Source organism: Devosia sp. ZW T5_3 (assembly GCF_044987315.1).
Classification (GTDB): Bacteria; Pseudomonadota; Alphaproteobacteria; order Rhizobiales; family Devosiaceae; genus Devosia.
Window position 1 is genome coordinate 115,192 of the sequence record NZ_JBJDRE010000001.1, and the last position, 16,766, is coordinate 131,957.

Below are 16,766 nucleotides of genomic sequence, written 5' to 3' on the forward strand. Positions count from 1 at the left end.
GCTACCGAGCTTGGTGGCGGTCAGCGTCTCGATAGTCGAGTCTGCGCGTTAACATAGGTTCAGTTCCGGCGGGGGCGCCGTTCAAAAGCCCGCCTTCACTGCTCGGGAGCTTAGCGTCAGGAGGTCCAGTGATACAATCCGCGCTATGCCGCCAATGGGAAGTCGCAACTGGATTCGCATAAATATGCGGCTTGGAACAGCCATCTCATTTTTGCCGTTCGAGGTGGCTGTCTGCAACCCTGAAAGCTGCTGTAGGCCGGCCCGCAAAGGGCGCTGTTGAATCCTTTGTTTGCTGAGGCGGACAACCGGCCAGAATTCATATGGATTATTGGTCACTAAGATTCTCGTTGAGGACCCAACTTTACAGTTGGCGCCGATGCGGCTGCATTGCGGTGGCGGGCCCTTCGATCCGGACATGACAACTAGCGGGCATTCCTATTCACTGGTGGAGCGCAGCGCTATCTCGATCTGGTAGGCGGCGGTTTCTCCGGCTCCCAGAGTGATTGAGTTACCTGCCCCATCCCGAATAAATCGGCGGGCCGGCTCCAGCGCGAATGCGTAGACACCGGACTGAAAAGCTCTCCAGATTCCGAAAGTCGGCAGTGCTTTACGAGGAAACGACAGCTGGACGCATAGTCCTCCGAGCAGAGCGCTATTGTGCAGCTCGACCGAAGCCGTCGGTAGATCGGAAATGACGGGCGTCTCCTGGTAATAGTCGACGAAGTCATCCCGTGGGCGCTTGTCCTCGCTGTTGAATGCCGAGACGATATCGTGGGTCAAGTCGCCTGAGATTCGGGTCGCCTGATCAAGAAACGGATAGCCGAAGTTTATGTGGTAGAGGATCGCATGCGGCGTGGGGCGGAATCCTCGATTTTCGACGGCGTCGTCTATGCGGATCGCCTGGCCGAAAACATCCACCACGATGCGACGGCGCAGCATAAGGTTCTCTCCGAACACCGAACTCTGCCTGACAACGCCCTCGGCCCATATGATCGGGGCGTCTGTCGTCCAGTCGATGCCGTAGCCCGAAAGCGTGGCCCGCTGGCTAGAAATCCTGCCATGCAGGGGATGGAAAACCTCCTTCCGATGTTTGTGGATATAGCGGTCCGCGTCACTACGGCGGGCGCCACCGATATGGTCCAGGCCACAGGTGACAAGGAAGCCATCGAAGTTCCTGTAGAAACCAACGCCCTCTTCGGCATCGAGTGAGTTGGGCGGCCACGGCATCCCGTTTGCGCTGTTCCAGCCGATATTTATGCCGCGCCAAGTCATGCTGCAAATGTCAAAGCCCCGGTCCACCGCGACCTCGAAGCCGATGCCTGCCGCGTTTCGAACGACAAGCAGCCGTTGACCTCGTCCTGGACCATCCTCGACCTGCAACAACCGAATGTCGGCGACGCCCCTGCCGTCCACCGTGTGCCGGCGCAACTCCACAGGCGACATGTCACGAGCCGGGCAAACGTCTGAGGGCGCGCCTCTAGCCATGGCCGAGTGCGCCTGACATGGGCTCGCCACCGACGCTCTCCAGTAGAGGGCGCACCTTTGCCAGAAACGCCTCGCTTCCACAGGCGAAGCGCAGCTTTGCGCCGAGATCGGTGCGATCCCAATCGATCGTGTGAGACACACCCAGATTGCTGAGGATGGGCAGCCCAGCCATCACATCCCAGGTCGAATCGCCGAGCGCCACGTAGCCATCGGTCTCACCCATGGCCACCTCGATGAGGGAGAGGGTGGAAGACCCGCAACAGCGGAACGCGATGCGCAGTTCGTCGGAAATATAGCGCAATACTTCGAGACGATCCTGCGTGGCGACCGAAGGATGTAGACCGATCCCCATAGAGGCCTGTGATAGATTTAGCACTGGCAAAGATCGCATCGGCTTGCCGTTCAGCCGGGTTTCGACAGACCCGCCTCCGGCCAACAAGAGGTCGCGGACGGGAACGTAGATCACGCCGAATGTCGGACGTCGATTCTCATAGAGGCCGATCGAAATCGCCCAGTTCTGCCCGCCACGCACGAAATTGAACGTCCCATCAATCGGGTCGATCACCCATATCCGCCCGGAAGTGCCCGCGATGTTGCCGCCTTCTTCGCCATAGACACCGTCGTTTGGAAACACCTGAAGTAGGCTGGCGATCAGGAATTCCTCGACCTCTCTGTCGGCCTTGGTGACGAGATCAAGATGGCCTTTCTTCTCAACCGGTATGCTGGCCAATGACCGAAAGTGCCGCAGAGCAATTTCTCCTGCCCTACGTGCGATTTCCTCGATAACGGACTCCGTGGCGCGTTCAGGCAATGTCGATCCGTTAAAATCAGCCACGAGCTTCATTCCTGATCCTGGCCATCTGCGCGACGTCGTCACTGATGATCTGATCCAATTGACCCTCCCGTACCCAACGGACGGCCTGAGCCTCCACATCCACGCCGTATGATTTGAGCTTCTCAAGCCGCTCCGGGCGCGGAACATGCAAGAAGACCGCGAAGCCGGCATCGTGGAGCTGATGCGCTTCGCCGCTTGGGAAGTGCTGGATTTCGAGATTGATCGCATCCACATTTGCTTCCCGGGCAATGGCGGCAGGATCGATCAGGCGGGAATGCGACAAACCGACCGTGGGAACCTCAGGGATAGCCTTCTTGAGCGCCCTCAGTTGAACGAAATCGAAGGAAGAGAACTGCAATAGGTCGGCGCAGCCCAAATCGTCGATCAGCGCCCTTAGCTTGGGGAGGATGACATCGTCCCGGTCATATATCTTGAGCTCGAGCTGGTAGATGATCCCCACTTCGCGCGCCAGTTGTAGGGCGTCCGTGAGGCGCGGGACGCGTTCCCCCGCGAAGGCTTCACCAAACCATCGGCCTGCATCGAGCTTGGCGAGATCGGCATAGCTCATGTTGCGGACAAGACCATGACCATTGGTAGTGCGGTCCACGGTCTCGTCGTGAATCAAGACGAACTCGCCATCGCTGGTCAGCGCAAGGTCGGTCTCGCAGGTGATGCCATGGCCGCCAAACTCGCGAGCTTTCCGGAACGCGGCGATGGTGTTCTCCGGCGCACCGGCGCTATGGCCGCGATGCCCGGCGATCCTTATCGTCTCCGGCGTCATGAGCAGCGGGTTCATTGTTTCTCCTATTTTTCTAGCGTAGGCGTGCGTCAAAACGATCACGCAAATAGTCGCCGAGCAGGCTTATGGACAAAGTGGTGAGTACTATGATCAGGCCGGGCAGGGCGGTGAGCCACCAGGCGATTGCAACATAATTCCTGCCGTCGGCGACCATGAGGCCAAGGCTCGTCGCGGGCGGCTGAATACCCAGGCCCAGAAAGCTCAATCCACTCTCGAGCAAAATGATCTCGGGAAAGTTCACCGTGAGCTGGACAATGAGAGGGCCGGCAATATTGGGAAGAATGTGGCGCAGGTAGATGCGCAGGGATGGAACGCCCACGATGCGAGCCGCCTCTGCATAGCCGTCCTGGTTGGCACTCAGTACCAGGCCACGGGTCAGGCGCGCATAGCGTTCCCAGGAGGCCACGCCAACGAGGAAGACAAAAAGCAGAGGACTCGAACCGAAAAAGGCCAGTACGCCCAGCGCAAAGATGATGAAGGGCACTGACGCCATGGCGTCGGCAAAGCCCATGATGAGATTGTCGATCCAGCCGCCAAAATGGGCGGCAAGGAAGCCGAGGCTTGTACCAATGAGTGCGCAGATCGCCGAGCCAGCAAGCGCGATCATCAATGACGTCTGGGTTGCGACCAGTATGTTGCTGAGCAAATCGCGGCCAAGATAATCGGTGCCCAGCAGATGTCCAGGCAGCGCGCCGGGCGGCGCGCCGGGCGGCGCGAAGCGCGAAAGCGGGGCCTGCTGCAGATAGTCGTAAGGCGAAATCCATTGTGCCGTTGCGCCTATGACCACGACCACTGCCACCCAGATGGTGCACAGCCATATACTGGCCGGCAGGCGGGAGGCGAACGTTCGGAATTGCCACCTCGGCAGCGTCCTAGCTTGCGTCATTGTTCTGCAACCTGATTTTCGGATTGAGGACGGCGTATAGAATGTCGACGGTCAGGTTGATCGTGACCATGAACGTGGTGAAGGTGATAATCATCGCCTGCACGACGTTGAGATCGCCGGTATTGACGGCGCGAACGAAGCCGCTGCCCAGACCGGGCCACGCAAACACGGTCTCGACGAGCACCGCGCCTCCCAACAACCCTCCGGCGCTAAAGCCCAGCATGGTCACCATGGGGATCGCGGCATTTGGAAGGGCGTGACGAAGGATGACCTCCCATTCGGGCACGCCATCTGCACGGGCCGCGACGATATAGGGCTGGCCAAGCACGTCGATCATTGTGGAGCGGGTAAAACGGGAAATTGCTGCCGCGCCTGCCATGGCAAAGGTAACTGTCGGCAGGATCGCATGTTGCCAGGTGGAACTGCCCGAGCTGGGCAGCACACGCAACCAGACGGCAAATACGAAGATCAGGGCAACGCCGAGCAGGAAGTTGGGAACGCTGTATCCGATCACCGCACCCGCCATGACGGCTTTGTCGGCGGGACTCTCACGACGCACCGCTGCGAGGATTCCGGCCGGAATCCCGAAAAGCATAATCAGGACGAAGGCCGAGACGGTCACCAACAGCGTCTTGGGAACACGTTCGGCAATGACCGCGAACACCTGCCTACCATCGGCGGATGACACACCGAAATCGCCACGCAGCGCGTTGGTCACATAGATGAAGAACTGCTCGGGGATCGATCGGTTGAGGCCCCAATTGCTGCGGAATGCCTCCAGCGCTTCGGGCGAAGCGAGATCGCCCAGCATCTGTTCGGCCGGATCGCCGCTCACCCGAAGCACGATGAAGACGAATGTCACGGTGAGGAAGAGGACAACCAGGGCTCGAAACAGGCGTGCGAGGATGAAGGAAATCACTGCGCGACCTCCATCCGGGCCGCGACCGGCCGTGGGAATTCCTCGGCTCGATGACAGGCCACATCCTGGTGTTCAACCAGACGAAGCGCCGGGACCTCGGTCGTGCATCGCTCGATGGCGAATGGGCATCGTGACCGAAACGCGCATCCCTGCGATAGCTTGCTGATGTCCAATTCACCCTGGAGGGGCGGTGCCACGTTTCGAACCAACGGGTCCATCGTCGGCACCGAGGCCAGAAGGGCTCTGGTGTAGGGATGACGTGGCCACGCATAGACGGACCGGATGTCCCCTGTCTCGACAACACGGCCGAGATACATGACAGCGATGCGGTCAACTAGGTGCCGGACGATGCGCAGGTCATGCGTGATAAAGACATAGGCCAGGTCCAACTCCTGCCAGAGCGACCTCAGGATCGAAACCACCTGCGCCTGCACCGATACGTCGAGAGCCGAAACGGCCTCGTCGAACACAACCAGCTTGGGTTGCAGGATCAAAGCACGCGCGATGACTACGCGCTGTCGCTGGCCGCCAGACATCTGATGGGGGAAACGGCTCATCATCGCACTCGACAGGCCAACCCTTTCGAGCATGGCGGCCGCTCGTTCGCGGGCACCGTTGCGATCGGCCACCCGATGCACCCACACGGCCTCCGCCACCTGCTCCCCAATAGTCATTTGCGGGTTGAGGGCCGAGAGTGGATTTTGCTGCACCAGGGACGTCTGCATGCGAAATCTGGACCAGTCTTGCGGCCGCCGGTCCCTGTGTTCCACGCCTTCGAACCTGACTTCACCTAGCGTTGGCGGGGTCAGGCCGAGCAGGAGACGGCCCAGCGTCGACTTTCCGCTGCCGGACTCGCCTACCACGCCGATGCGTTCTTGGGGCGCGAGCTCCAGGTCGATAGCGTTGACCGCTATATGGCTGGCTTTTCTTGCAAACAGCCCGGATCGCAACCGGAAGGTCTTGGTCAGATTGCTAGCTTGGAGGAGAGGGGGGCTCATGCGGCCACCGGGTGGTAGCAGGAGGCCTCATGGTAAGGCCCGACATTCGTCGGATCGGGGAAACTGACGGTGCACCGTTCGGTCGCGCGAGGGCAGCGCGGATGGAAATAGCAGCCCGCTGGAAGGTTCTCGAGCAGCGGAACCGATCCGGGAATGGGAATTGGCGGCGCAAGGTCGTCGGGATCAATAGTGGGCATGCAGTCGATCAAAGCACGGGCATATGGATGGGCAGCCCGCTCCAGCAGCTCACCAACGGGAGCCGTCTCGACGATCTTGCCGCAATACATGACGGCGGCCCGGTCTGCCAACCGGGCGATCACGCCCAGGTCATGCGACACGATCAAAAGGGCCATGCCGGTTTCCGCTCGCAGTTCCTCCAGCAGGTAGAGGATCTGGGCTTGCGTCGTGACGTCCAATGCCGTTGTGGGTTCATCGGCGATGAGTAATTTTGGTTTGGCAGCCAGAGCGTGCGCGATCATCACGCGCTGATTCATGCCGCCCGAGAACTGGTGGGGATATGAGCGCAGCCGGCTCTTGGCCTGATCGATGCCCACGCGTTCCAGCAGCCGCATCGCCTCCATGCGCGCGTCGGCGCCCTTAAGGCCCTGATGCCGATAGAGGCTCGATTCCAGATAATACCCAATCGTATGAACTGGATTGAGGCTGCTTGTGGGATCCTGAAAGATCATGGCGATCGTCGGGTCGTCCGGCTTGCCGGTGCCGTCAGTATCTTTGGCCAGCACTATGGAACCGCCCGTTTGTGCTATGCCACGCGGCAACGCCCTGGCGATGGCGTAGCAAGTCATGCTCTTGCCACAACCAGACTCGCCGACCAGCCCGAGCGTCTGGCCGGCATCAAGCGAGAAGCTGATGCCATCAATGATTTTGGTTGCTCGCGCCGGCACCTGAACGACCAGGTCTCGAACCGTCAGTAGATTTGACAATGAATGTTCCTCCCCGGGCGGCGCGCACCAGGATGCGCGCCGCCAACTCGTCCAACGCCTCTCAGTTGAAGCTGAGATTGTGCGCCCGCAATTCCATCGTTTCGAAGCTTACCGGCTTCCAGTTCACGTCCTTGCGTGCACCATAAACGTCGAACGGCTGGTAGAGGATGACGGCTGGCGCCTCTTCCTCGAAGATGTCGCGCATGCGGTTGAAAGCGTCGAAACGCTCCGGACCGTCCGGCAGCTCCTGCACCTTCATCGCCAGTTCGTTGAACTCGGCCGGCGCCTCCCAACCCCAGCGCGTTTGAACGCCGCGGCCCGGTCCGAACTCGGAGACGATGGTGTTCAGGGCATCGGTCAGAGAGAGGCCGTTGGACCAGTTCCTGATCCAGATATCTTCGTCCTTGGCCGTCGTGCCGGGAGCATAAATCTCCGGCACGACATTGACGCCGATCTCCTTCCACATCTCGATCATCATCAGCAATGCCGGGATAGCATTGGCGTAGTAGTTGCCCATAGTGCGGTAGGTAATCGCCGTGCCGTCGTAGCCGCTTTCTGCCACCAGCCGCTTGGCCTCCGCGACGTCATACTCCAGAGGACGGCGATCCGGATCATAGGTCGCGCCGAAATGCGGGAAGTTGAGGCCATTGGGGATCACCGCCAAGTTCTTCCACAGCGCCTCGACGATCAACGGGCGGTTGACGGCGAGGGCCATGGCGCGCCGTAGCGTCTTCGACTTGAAGACTGGCTGGTTCATGTTGAAGGTGAACATGTGGAAATTCTCGATCAGCGTGCCGCGTGTTTCGAGATCAGGGTAGCTATTGACGAGCGCCATGTCGTCCGGGGTCAGCGTCGTAACGATATCGTATTCGCCGCTGATCAGCCCCGCGACGCGGGTCGCCGGTTCTGCCACCACCTGGTAGGTGATTTTCGACGCCGACGGTTTTTCACCCCAATAGCTGTCATTGGCGTCAAGAACCACGCGGTCTCCGGCAATGAATTCGACAAACTTGTAAGGGCCGGTGCCGATGGGCTTGTTGCCGAACTCGACCGCCCCAAGACCCTGGTAATATTCCTTGGGAACGATACGGCCGACCCATGACGCCACGATCTTTTCGATCAGGTAAGACGGCGTTTTGGTACGCAGGACCACGGTATACTTATCTTCCACCACCGGCTGGTCCCAGTTGGGCGAGAAGTTGCGGCCATTGGGGATCGTCTTGATCGCCTCGTCACCCCACAGCCGATCCGATGAGAATGTGTAGGCCACGTCGTCCGCCGTCATCTCCACCCCGTTGTGGAACAAGACGTTCTGACGCAGCTTGAAGCGGACCGACTTGTCGTCGATGCGCTCCCAGCTCTCGGCCAGAGCCGGCACCAACTCGCTGCCGTTGCCAGGGGCACCGTCGTGAAACCAGTCACGTGCGATAAGCGTGTCAAAAATCTGGGTAACAATGCGAACGCCAGTATTGCTGATGGCATTCACTGGCTCCAGCGAGTTGGGCAGCCCGTTGACCCCCAACCGTAGTTCACGCCGCTCCTGCGCAAACGCGAGATTGACGCCTGATGTCGATGCCAGCAACGCCGCGGCACTCACACCGATCAAAAAATTTCTACGATCAGTTCTAAGCATTTGAATCCTCCCTGCTCTGTCTAGATGCTGTCGGATGGCCGCGAAGACATCGAGCCATCCAGTGGCGTCGTCCCGGTTTCCCTCTCCCTGGACGATCAATCCGGCGGTCGAGATTGCGTGTCATAGCTATTATTCCCTGTTATCGACGCTGTCCGCCATGCGGCGGGGCAGCGCAAAACAGATCGCTGAGGGAAATACCAAAACGCCCGGAAACGTGGACGTCGACGCTGGAAACTGTCTCCCTATGCAGCCATTTTTAGGCCGGCGGATCAGGTAGAGGCCAATGCTTAGTGCACGGAGTTCTATGCCTATCGGCTATAAGTGTCATGCATCTGAGACCATTTTGACACGTCGCTAGATTGCTCAATTGCTTCGAGGCGCCAAGGTTGTGGCAGGGCGGGGACGCTGTTCGGAGCATCGAAAGCACATGGTACGGTCGCTGGTTTTTGCCGTCCGTTCAGTGGTTTGCCTCAACGACCTTCAACGCACCGCACTTGGCAGAAGCGGCTGCGTGCCTGCGCGCAACTCGCGTTTCCAAAGATTGAAGATCGCACGGGTGACGCTTCGGCTATTGCCGGTATGGGAACATGCGAAGTGGAGGTCGACAGACATGTCGGGTTCGTCGAACGTGACATAGTGGTCGACGCCGCGCTCGATCAGCCCGGTATAGCCCATGATGCCGACGCTCGCGGAGTTACGGATCACGTCGAGGATAACCTCGTTGGAATCGAGCACCTGCACGATGTCTATGTTGAGGTCGCGTGATTGAAGCGCCCGATCAAGGGCGTGTCGCGATTGGCTGAGATGCGATGTCGCGACTACCGGTTGCCCCACAAGCTCGAAGACCGAGACCGTTTTTCTGCTCCGCCAAGGGTGACCATTTCCGACAAGGGCAATCAGCGGATAGGTGCCAACTGTGAAGTGGTCGAACTCGGTGCTGTCCTGCGGCAGGGTCAGCATGCCGATGTCGCAATCGCCATCGAGCAACGAGCGGTAAACTTCGTTGCTGCGCCGCATACGCACGTCGAAGCGGCAGCTCTTGAAGTTGCGATGACCGAAGGCAAGAAAGTCTGTCATGCGCGACGTGTAGACCGAATCCACCCGCACCAGCTTTTCATGTTCAGTCCTGAGATAGCCCTCGGCTTCTTCAAGGCCGGCAAAGATTGGCTCGCAGATTTCAAACAGCCGCCGGCCTTCCTCAGTCAGCTCCAGCTTGCGGGTGCTGCGGCGTAGCAATTTGACATCAAAATCATTCTCGAAAGTCAGCAATTGCCGTGTCAGCGTGGGCTGGGAAACGCCAAGCGCCTTGGCTGCCTGCGTGAAACTGCCGAGGCGCGCGACGTGATAGAATGATCTTAGATGCGTGACGTTTATAGCCATGGGGCATAGAACTCCGTGCACTAAGCATTGGTCTCCTCCCCGTCGGGCAGCCTAAAAATGGCCACGCAGGGAGACAGCGTCCACTCTTGACCCCACGCTTTCCGGGCGTTTCGAGCCTCCAGCGGCGATGCGTTGATATTGCACCTGCCGCGTCGCCGACGGTGTTCTGCAATAGGGAGTAATAGCTATGGCACGCAATCTCAATCACCGACAATTGCCCGTCTCGGACCGGAGTTCCCATGTTTGATCTTCTACCCTCGCGCTCCCGGCGCATTCTCGTCTGCGGGCATCGCGGTCATGTCATGGACGGCCATGAAAACACACGTCCCGCCTTCCGGCGCGCCGCCGAGCTCGGCGCCTCGCTGTGCGAAATCGACCTGCGTTTGACCCGCGACGGACGGCTCGTGGTGTTCCACGACGATATCCTCGATGATGCCTCGACCGGCACCGGCCTGATCTCGCGGCTGGACTATGTGCAAATCGCGCAGTTTCGCACCAAGGCACGCAACGGCCTGCCGATCGAAGGCCAGCCGATCGAACTCTTCGAAGATGTGCTCTCCTACTGCCGCGACATCGGGCTTGGGCTGATCGTCGAGATCAAGGACAAATTCGAGGGCACGGCCTATCTTGAGCAGGTGGTCGACCTGCTCAGGTCCGCAGGCATGTTGGAGCGGGTGCTTATCAGCTCATTCGACTATGTGGTGCTGCGCGACATCAAGCGTGTCGCACCCGCCATCCGCACCATGGGCATCAACTACCATCGTCTCGTCGACCCGGCCGCCAGCGCTCGCTCGGCGACCATGGACGTCATGAATACCGACTACCCGCAATTTGCCCCCGACCTAGCCGAGGGCCTTCACGGCGCCGGTATCGGCGTGAGCCATTTCGTGCCACGGCCTGAATTCTTCGCGCTGCGGCGCGACTACGGTGTCGACTATTTCGAGAAGCTCGACGCCTATCTGCGCGCCGGGCTGATCGACATGCTGGTCTGCGACGATGTCGGCTGGGCCGTCGACTTCGTCGCCAGCAGCGGCCTCGCCGTGGCCCGGCTCGACCCGAGCGAATGAGCGGGTTCGCCGCGCCGGCGATGCGCCAATGGCGCCGCTCCCCCGGCTTGATCTTGCCCAGGGGAGGGTCTCTTGGCCTCAACGCTTCTGCTCATTGATCTGTTGGGGGCAGCCGCGCTGCTGCTATGGGGCCTGCGTCTTCTCAAATCCGGCGTCAGCATCGCCCTGGGCGCTCGCCTGCGGCAGTTCCTCGCGTCCAGTACGCGCAACCGCTTCATGGCATTCGGTGCCGGGTTGCTGGCAACGCTCGCTCTTCAGAGCAGCACCGCCATGGCGGTGATGGTTGGTTCGTTCGTCGCGCAAGCGTTTGTTGCCCCCGCAATGGCCCAGGCCGTTATGTTGGGCGCCAATGTCGGGACCGCCATCGTCACCCAGATCCTCTCGCTCGATATTCATTGGCTCGCGCCGATCGCCATCCTTTTTGGAGTATTGGTCGGCTCCCGGAAGTCGCGCAATAGCCGAGGATTGGGCGAGATCGCCATTGGGATCGGGCTCATGCTGGTGTCGCTCCGGCTTATGTCTGAAGCGACGGAGCCCATGCGAAACTCCGAAGCTCTTGCGGCGCTCTTTGCCCTGCTCGGCGATGCTCCAATCATCGCGATTGGGCTGTCGGCCGCCCTTGCGGCCATCTCCGCGTCCAGTCTGGCCATGGTTCTTTTCATCATGTCGCTCGCTGCCGCTGGCAGCATTGGCCCCGAGCTTTGCCTGCTGCTGGTCGCCGGCGCGAATGTCGGTGGCGCGCTCCCGCCAGTGTTCGCCGCCGCCTCCGACGGCATAGCGGCTCGGCGGGTCGCTGTCAGTAACCTGACGGTTCGCGGAGCCGGTGCGACGCTCCTTTTGTTGGTTGCGGGTTGGCTGATCGGGCTTCTGCCCGAAAACCAAAACTTGGCGCAATTCACGATCCAGGCCCACGTCGCCTTCAATGTGGGCCTCGCCCTCATCTTCCTCCCGCTTATCGGTCCGCTAACACGACTGCTGACCAAAGTGCTTCCCGACAAGAGCCAAGGAAGGAAGCCTGGTCCGCTTCACCTCGACGATGCCCTCTTGAGTGACCCGCCGTCTGCACTCGCCGCCGCGATACGCGAGACGTTGCATGTCGGCGATCTCGTCGAGAAGATGTTGCAAACCAGTCTCGTCGCGCTCAAGACCAGTGACGAACTGCTCTGCCAGAGCGTCTATCATCTCGACGACCAGGTGGACCTGGTCCAGGAGGCCATCAAGCTCTACCTCGCGCGGATTGACCGGACGAGCATGTACGAGGCCGCTCGACGCCAATCCAGCAACATCCTCGACTACGCCATCAACCTCGAGCATGTCGGCGACATCATCGAGCGCAGCCTGTCTCGACTGACGATTAAGAAGATCGAAAAGCAGCTGCAATACTCGCCTGAAGGCATGCGCGAGATCGAGGAGCTGTTTCGCGACACCATCGACAATCTGCAGCTCGCACAGCGGGTGTTTATCAACCGCGATGCCCAGCTCGCGCGGCGGCTCATGGAGGGCAAGGTCACGATCCGGCGCAAGGAGCGCGCCTCGGTTGAGCAGCACATGTCTAGGCTGAAGGACCAGCGGCCCGATACAATGCTGACGACCTCTCTCCACGTGGATGTGCTGCGCGATCTCAAGCGCATTAACGGCCACCTGATGTCCGTGGCAGCGCCGATCCTCGAGGAGGCCGGCATGCTTCGTGAGAGCCGCCTTCGGAAGGAATGAGTCATCGCGGAGACTGCGCGGGATTGGCTATCTGACGTGAATCAAATTCGCATAATAGGCGGACTGGAACGGTCAGTCTGCGGGCCAATAGTGGGCGGTCAGCTCTTGGTGCAACTGCCCAGGAGCCGACACACAATTGTCGGACACCCGGGCTCCTTTTCGTCCGAAGGGGAGATCCCGCGCGACCGAGTCCGGTCACGCCGCCGCTGGCGACGGGACGCGCCTTGCCCTACGCTGATGCAATCAACTCGCAGGGTAATTTTGATGGACCTCAGGCGGGACGAGAAGGCCCGTGAAGTCGCGTTGCGAGCTGAAATCAGGATCAAAACAGACCCGAACACCACCTTACGGTAGCGTAAGGCCTCGGACGCGGCCACGAGGGCTAGCTGCCGTTTCCAAGGAGGTTGTTCAGTTTTTGGATTGGGATGATGCCACCAATGCCGGCGTGGGGTCTTTTGAGATTGTAGGTATCGGCCCATGGCTTGATTGCCTGGGCGCGTTCTACCGATGATGCGTATGGTCTGGCATAAGCCCATTCCCGCAGCGATGTCTGGATGAAGCATTCCGTCTTACCGTTGGTGCGCGGTGTATAGGGCCGGGTTTGGATGTGACGGGCATTGGCTTGCTGCAGCGCCTGGGCGAACAGCTTGGAGCGATGGGCTGAGCCATTGTCGGTCATCACCCGCTCGACTTTGGCGCCCAGTCGCGCGTACCAGGCTAGCGCCCGGTTGAGGAAGCCCGCGGCATCCTCCTGCCCCAGGCTGGGAGCAGTTCCACATAGGCCAAGCGAGGCATCGTCGATGGCCACATGCAGGTGTTCGTAACCGAAAACACTGTGCCGTGAACTTTAGATTCAGGTGATTAGACTAGGATGCTAATTCATCGGCACGAAGACCCTCCCAGAAATGCTGATGATGCCCCTGTTAGCATTGCCGATGCCGCCAAGGCCGATGGTTAGCCCAATGTCAGCGCCGCTGGGCATTCCGGCATCAATGCTGGCTTCGAGGCGAGCCTGACCATTTTCAAACAGGAGGTTCGAGCCGAATTCGGCGATCCCTTCGAGCCCAAGTCCTAGGTCGACCACAATTTCGCCCGGCGCCACGAAGCGATAGGAGACGGTAGGACCGATGGCAATTTGACCGACGCCCGTCGCAATCGAGGGAATGGCAATGCCCAATGCGTCACGATAGGCGTCACTAGTTTCACCAAAATACCCCAGGCTGGCCTGCGGCGAAAACGTCCAGGGTCCCGATGTCCATTGCCCCTCAATGGCGGCACTTAACAACCAGCGCGTCGCTCCAAAGCTGTCTTCGTAGGTTCCGAGGGGATTGATGCGATTGCTGGAGCGCCCGAAACCGGCCAGCAGGTCGAGATAAAGATGTTCGTGCAAGCGCATAGTCGCATAAGGTCCGGCAATCCAGCCTGACCCCATAGCGGCACCAGCCAGTCCGGCTTCACCTTTCATCATGTGATCGAGTTGGACAAAGCCGCCAATGAGCAGGTCGGGTGTGACGAGATAATCCGCTCCGACGCTGCCCAGCATGAGCCGGCCATCCCTGGCGGCATCTATGCGCATGAATGTCCCTTCCATCCATATGTCGAGCGGATTGGAACTCTGGTTGCCGGTTGCACCCTCAATCGCGTTGAGGCTGATGGAAGACCGGAGCGCACTTCCGCCGGCAATCGCTGGCAGGTAATTCATGAGTGTCGAACCGATGTCTCCCCCTGGGACAATACCATTCAGCCGGTCGATGCGACGCTGCGTACGGGGCTGGTTGGCCAGGATCATCGACGCCCGCGTTTCGAGGAAGTCTTTGATGAGCGCCACAGTTTCTTCGCGTGAGCTGACGAATGTGAAGACACAGGTCAAGCTCTCGCTTGCGTCGATGACGATGTCCGCGGCGCGCGTGGCAATATCCCCACCGCTGTCATCGTCGTCGCAATCGATGCCTGTCAGCGTTGTGCCGGCACCGCTGAGGTCGTCGGCGGTAATCCGGAAGGCACCGGCGGGCAATTCGATCGACGTGCTGCCGCCGATGCCCCCCGTGGTTCCGACGGTAAGCGCATTCAACAGAGGCTCTGACGACGTGAAGCCGAACGTGCCATCCACATTGGAGCGCACGGCGACGATGAGCCTGCCGACGGCACCCACGGTCACGCTAAAGGCCTGGGTTGCAGAAAACGGACCAACGCCAACCGAGCTATCCGTCGCCGTGACCGAAAAATCGAAGACCCCGGACGCGGTCGGCATGCCGGACAGTGTTCCGGACGAGGACAGGCTCAATCCTGGTGGAAGACTACCGGAGGAGATAGCGAAGGCGTAGGGCGCTGCGCCGCCGCTGGCAGTCAAAGTCTGGGAGTAAAATGAGCCGGAATTGGCCGATGGGAGGCTGGCGGGGGCGAGTATTATGGTGGGTGTGGCGACCGTCAGGGGGAAATACCCTGCTACTCCGTACGGCGCTCCTGGGCCGGTCGTCGAATCTTGGGCAAGGATGGTTACGAAGAACGACCCGGCCGCCGTCGGGGTGCCAGAAATTGTTCCGGCGGAAAAGGTCAGGCCGGACGGCAATGCGCCTGCCATGATCGAATAGGCATAGGGCGATGTGCCGCCACCAGCGACTACTGTTTGTGAATAGGGCTGGCCCGCGGTGGCAGGGGGCAGACTGGAGGGTTGCAGGGTGAAACTAGGGCTATAGATGTCGAGGCTAAGGGTCTGCGTGCCCATATGGGGGCCCGTTCCGCCACTCGCATCCGTGGCCGTGATACCAAAGGAAAATGAGCCGGTCTCGGTTGGCGTGCCTGAAAGGAGGCCAGAGGACGACAGCGTCATGCCGGCTGGGAGCGAGCCCGTGACGGCATAGGTATAGGGTGCGGTTCCGCCGCCAGCGACAATCGTCGCGGAGTAAGGTCCTCCGGCCCGCCCATTCGGAAGGCTTGCCGGTGAAAGCGTGATCGTGGGCGGGGCGACGGAGAGGCTATAGGCCTGGGAGCCGGTGATTGGAGCGCCACCGGTGGAATCCTGGGCCGAGATGGTGAAGTTGAACGTGCCGTCCTCTTGGGCCGTTCCCGAAATCGATCCGTCGGTCCCCAGCAAGAGCCCGGCAGGAAGCGCGCCCGAAGCAAGGCTGAATGTATAGGGGGCAGCGCCGCCGGTTGCCGAGATCGTTTCTGCATAGGCTTGCCCGACCGTTGCACTCGGCAGGGTTGGCGAGAGGGTCAAGCTGGGTGGTGCGATCACCAGCGTATAGGGAATTGACGCCGAATAGGGACCGCCGCCCGTCGTGGAATCCGTGACAATTACCGAAAGTGTGTGGGATCCTGCCGAAAGAGGCATTCCCGACAGGAGCCCGGTCGGCGTCATGGAGATACCGGACGGCAAGGTGCCAGAGACCGAGAAATTATAGGGCGCGGTGCCCCCGAACGCCGAAAGACTCTGCGAATAGCCTGAGCCGACCGCGCCCGCCGGCAGACTCCCAGGGGAAACGGAAATAGCGGGCGGCCCGATGTTGAGCGTGTAGCTGTGCGAATCCGTGGTACCGGCGAAGTCGGAAGCAAATACGCTGAAGGTGAACATGCCGCTTTCCGTCGGCGTCCCGGATAGCGTCTCGCTGGAAAATGACATGCCGGCGGGCAAGGGACCGGCAAGCGAGATGTGGTAGGGTGGGGTTCCCCCGATCGCATTGAATAACTGAAAGTACGGGGCGCCCACGATGGGATCAGGAATGCTGGCCGGAATCAGGGCCACCTGTGCCAAGCATGGGGCGACCAGGAGGAACACTGTGCAAAGAAGGGCAATGAGGCGGGCCAGAACCGACTGGACCGCGCTTTTCAACAGTGCCAGGCTTAGCAAGGTCTCCACCCGCCGGCCCCGCTCAAAGGGCTTACAGTGTTCGTGGGCTCCCCTGGCCTACGCAATGGTGCGATCGTCAAATCGTTCTGCCCAACTTCGTCGGTGACGACATTTTCGCGCCACGGTTGATAGTTCTGACCGGACGGCTAAAGTGCGGCCACCCCAAACTTTGCCTGTTTCATCGATGAGGATATTGCCTCCACGCGACGCAACGGCTGGCATGGGAGCGGCGGCGCTCAGGGCCGATGCTCACTTCC

13 protein-coding genes are annotated in these 16,766 nt (G+C 60.2%); 2 read left to right on the top strand and 11 right to left on the bottom strand.

The features are described from left to right. Positions 1-435 precede the first annotated feature (435 nt). The 9 genes from ACI3KW_RS00555 to ACI3KW_RS00595 form a co-directional block, all read right to left on the bottom strand. The gene (locus ACI3KW_RS00555) at positions 436-1,443 is read right to left on the bottom strand and encodes an aldose 1-epimerase family protein (RefSeq protein WP_404846453.1); all 1,008 of its coding nucleotides are present in this window, start codon (positions 1,441-1,443) and stop codon (positions 436-438) included. Between the two features lie 34 nt (positions 1,444-1,477). Next, positions 1,478-2,320, bottom strand: coding sequence for an inositol monophosphatase family protein (locus ACI3KW_RS00560; protein WP_404846776.1), 843 nt, complete (start codon positions 2,318-2,320; stop codon positions 1,478-1,480). Then, positions 2,313-3,116 (bottom strand): glycerophosphodiester phosphodiesterase, encoded by an 804-nt coding sequence (locus ACI3KW_RS00565; RefSeq protein WP_404846454.1) that lies wholly within the window; start codon positions 3,114-3,116, stop codon positions 2,313-2,315. Before ACI3KW_RS00565 ends, ACI3KW_RS00560 begins: the two co-directional genes overlap by 8 nt. 16 nt (positions 3,117-3,132) lie before the next feature. After that, positions 3,133-4,005: an ABC transporter permease gene (locus tag ACI3KW_RS00570; RefSeq protein WP_404846455.1), complete on the bottom strand. Its 873-nt coding sequence runs from the start codon at positions 4,003-4,005 to the stop codon at positions 3,133-3,135. Further along, positions 3,992-4,924: an ABC transporter permease gene (locus tag ACI3KW_RS00575; RefSeq protein ID WP_404846456.1), complete on the bottom strand. Its 933-nt coding sequence runs from the start codon at positions 4,922-4,924 to the stop codon at positions 3,992-3,994. Before ACI3KW_RS00575 ends, ACI3KW_RS00570 begins: the two co-directional genes overlap by 14 nt. Next, the gene (locus tag ACI3KW_RS00580; protein WP_404846457.1) at positions 4,921-5,922 is read right to left on the bottom strand and encodes an oligopeptide/dipeptide ABC transporter ATP-binding protein; all 1,002 of its coding nucleotides are present in this window, start codon (positions 5,920-5,922) and stop codon (positions 4,921-4,923) included. The genes ACI3KW_RS00575 and ACI3KW_RS00580 overlap by 4 nt, the downstream gene beginning before the upstream one ends. After that, positions 5,919-6,866 (bottom strand): ABC transporter ATP-binding protein, encoded by a 948-nt coding sequence (locus ACI3KW_RS00585; protein ID WP_404846458.1) that lies wholly within the window; start codon positions 6,864-6,866, stop codon positions 5,919-5,921. Before ACI3KW_RS00585 ends, ACI3KW_RS00580 begins: the two co-directional genes overlap by 4 nt. Before the next feature lie 61 nt (positions 6,867-6,927). After that, positions 6,928-8,598 (bottom strand): ABC transporter substrate-binding protein, encoded by a 1,671-nt coding sequence (locus ACI3KW_RS00590; RefSeq protein WP_404846459.1) that lies wholly within the window; start codon positions 8,596-8,598, stop codon positions 6,928-6,930. A gap of 381 nt (positions 8,599-8,979) precedes the next feature. Beyond that, complete coding sequence (locus ACI3KW_RS00595) at positions 8,980-9,879, bottom strand: LysR family transcriptional regulator (RefSeq protein ID WP_404846460.1); 900 nt, start codon at positions 9,877-9,879, stop codon at positions 8,980-8,982. A 239-nt stretch (positions 9,880-10,118) separates the two neighbouring features. Here ACI3KW_RS00595 and ACI3KW_RS00600 point away from each other — a divergent pair, with 239 nt between their 5' ends. Then, complete coding sequence (locus ACI3KW_RS00600; RefSeq protein WP_404846461.1) at positions 10,119-10,946, top strand: glycerophosphodiester phosphodiesterase; 828 nt, start codon at positions 10,119-10,121, stop codon at positions 10,944-10,946. Positions 10,947-11,018: 72 nt separating this feature from the next. Further along, positions 11,019-12,659: a Na/Pi cotransporter family protein gene (locus ACI3KW_RS00605; protein ID WP_404846462.1), complete on the top strand. Its 1,641-nt coding sequence runs from the start codon at positions 11,019-11,021 to the stop codon at positions 12,657-12,659. A 382-nt stretch (positions 12,660-13,041) separates the two neighbouring features. On the opposite strand, the gene ACI3KW_RS00610 is transcribed toward ACI3KW_RS00605, so the two are convergent. Together ACI3KW_RS00610 and ACI3KW_RS00615 are read right to left on the bottom strand one after the other, a co-directional pair. Next, complete coding sequence (locus ACI3KW_RS00610; RefSeq protein WP_404846463.1) at positions 13,042-13,467, bottom strand: integrase core domain-containing protein; 426 nt, start codon at positions 13,465-13,467, stop codon at positions 13,042-13,044. Positions 13,468-13,533: 66 nt separating this feature from the next. Next, on the bottom strand, positions 13,534-16,518 hold the full coding sequence (locus ACI3KW_RS00615) for a putative Ig domain-containing protein (protein ID WP_404846464.1): 2,985 nt from the start codon (positions 16,516-16,518) through the stop codon (positions 13,534-13,536). Positions 16,519-16,766: the final 248 nt, after the last annotated feature.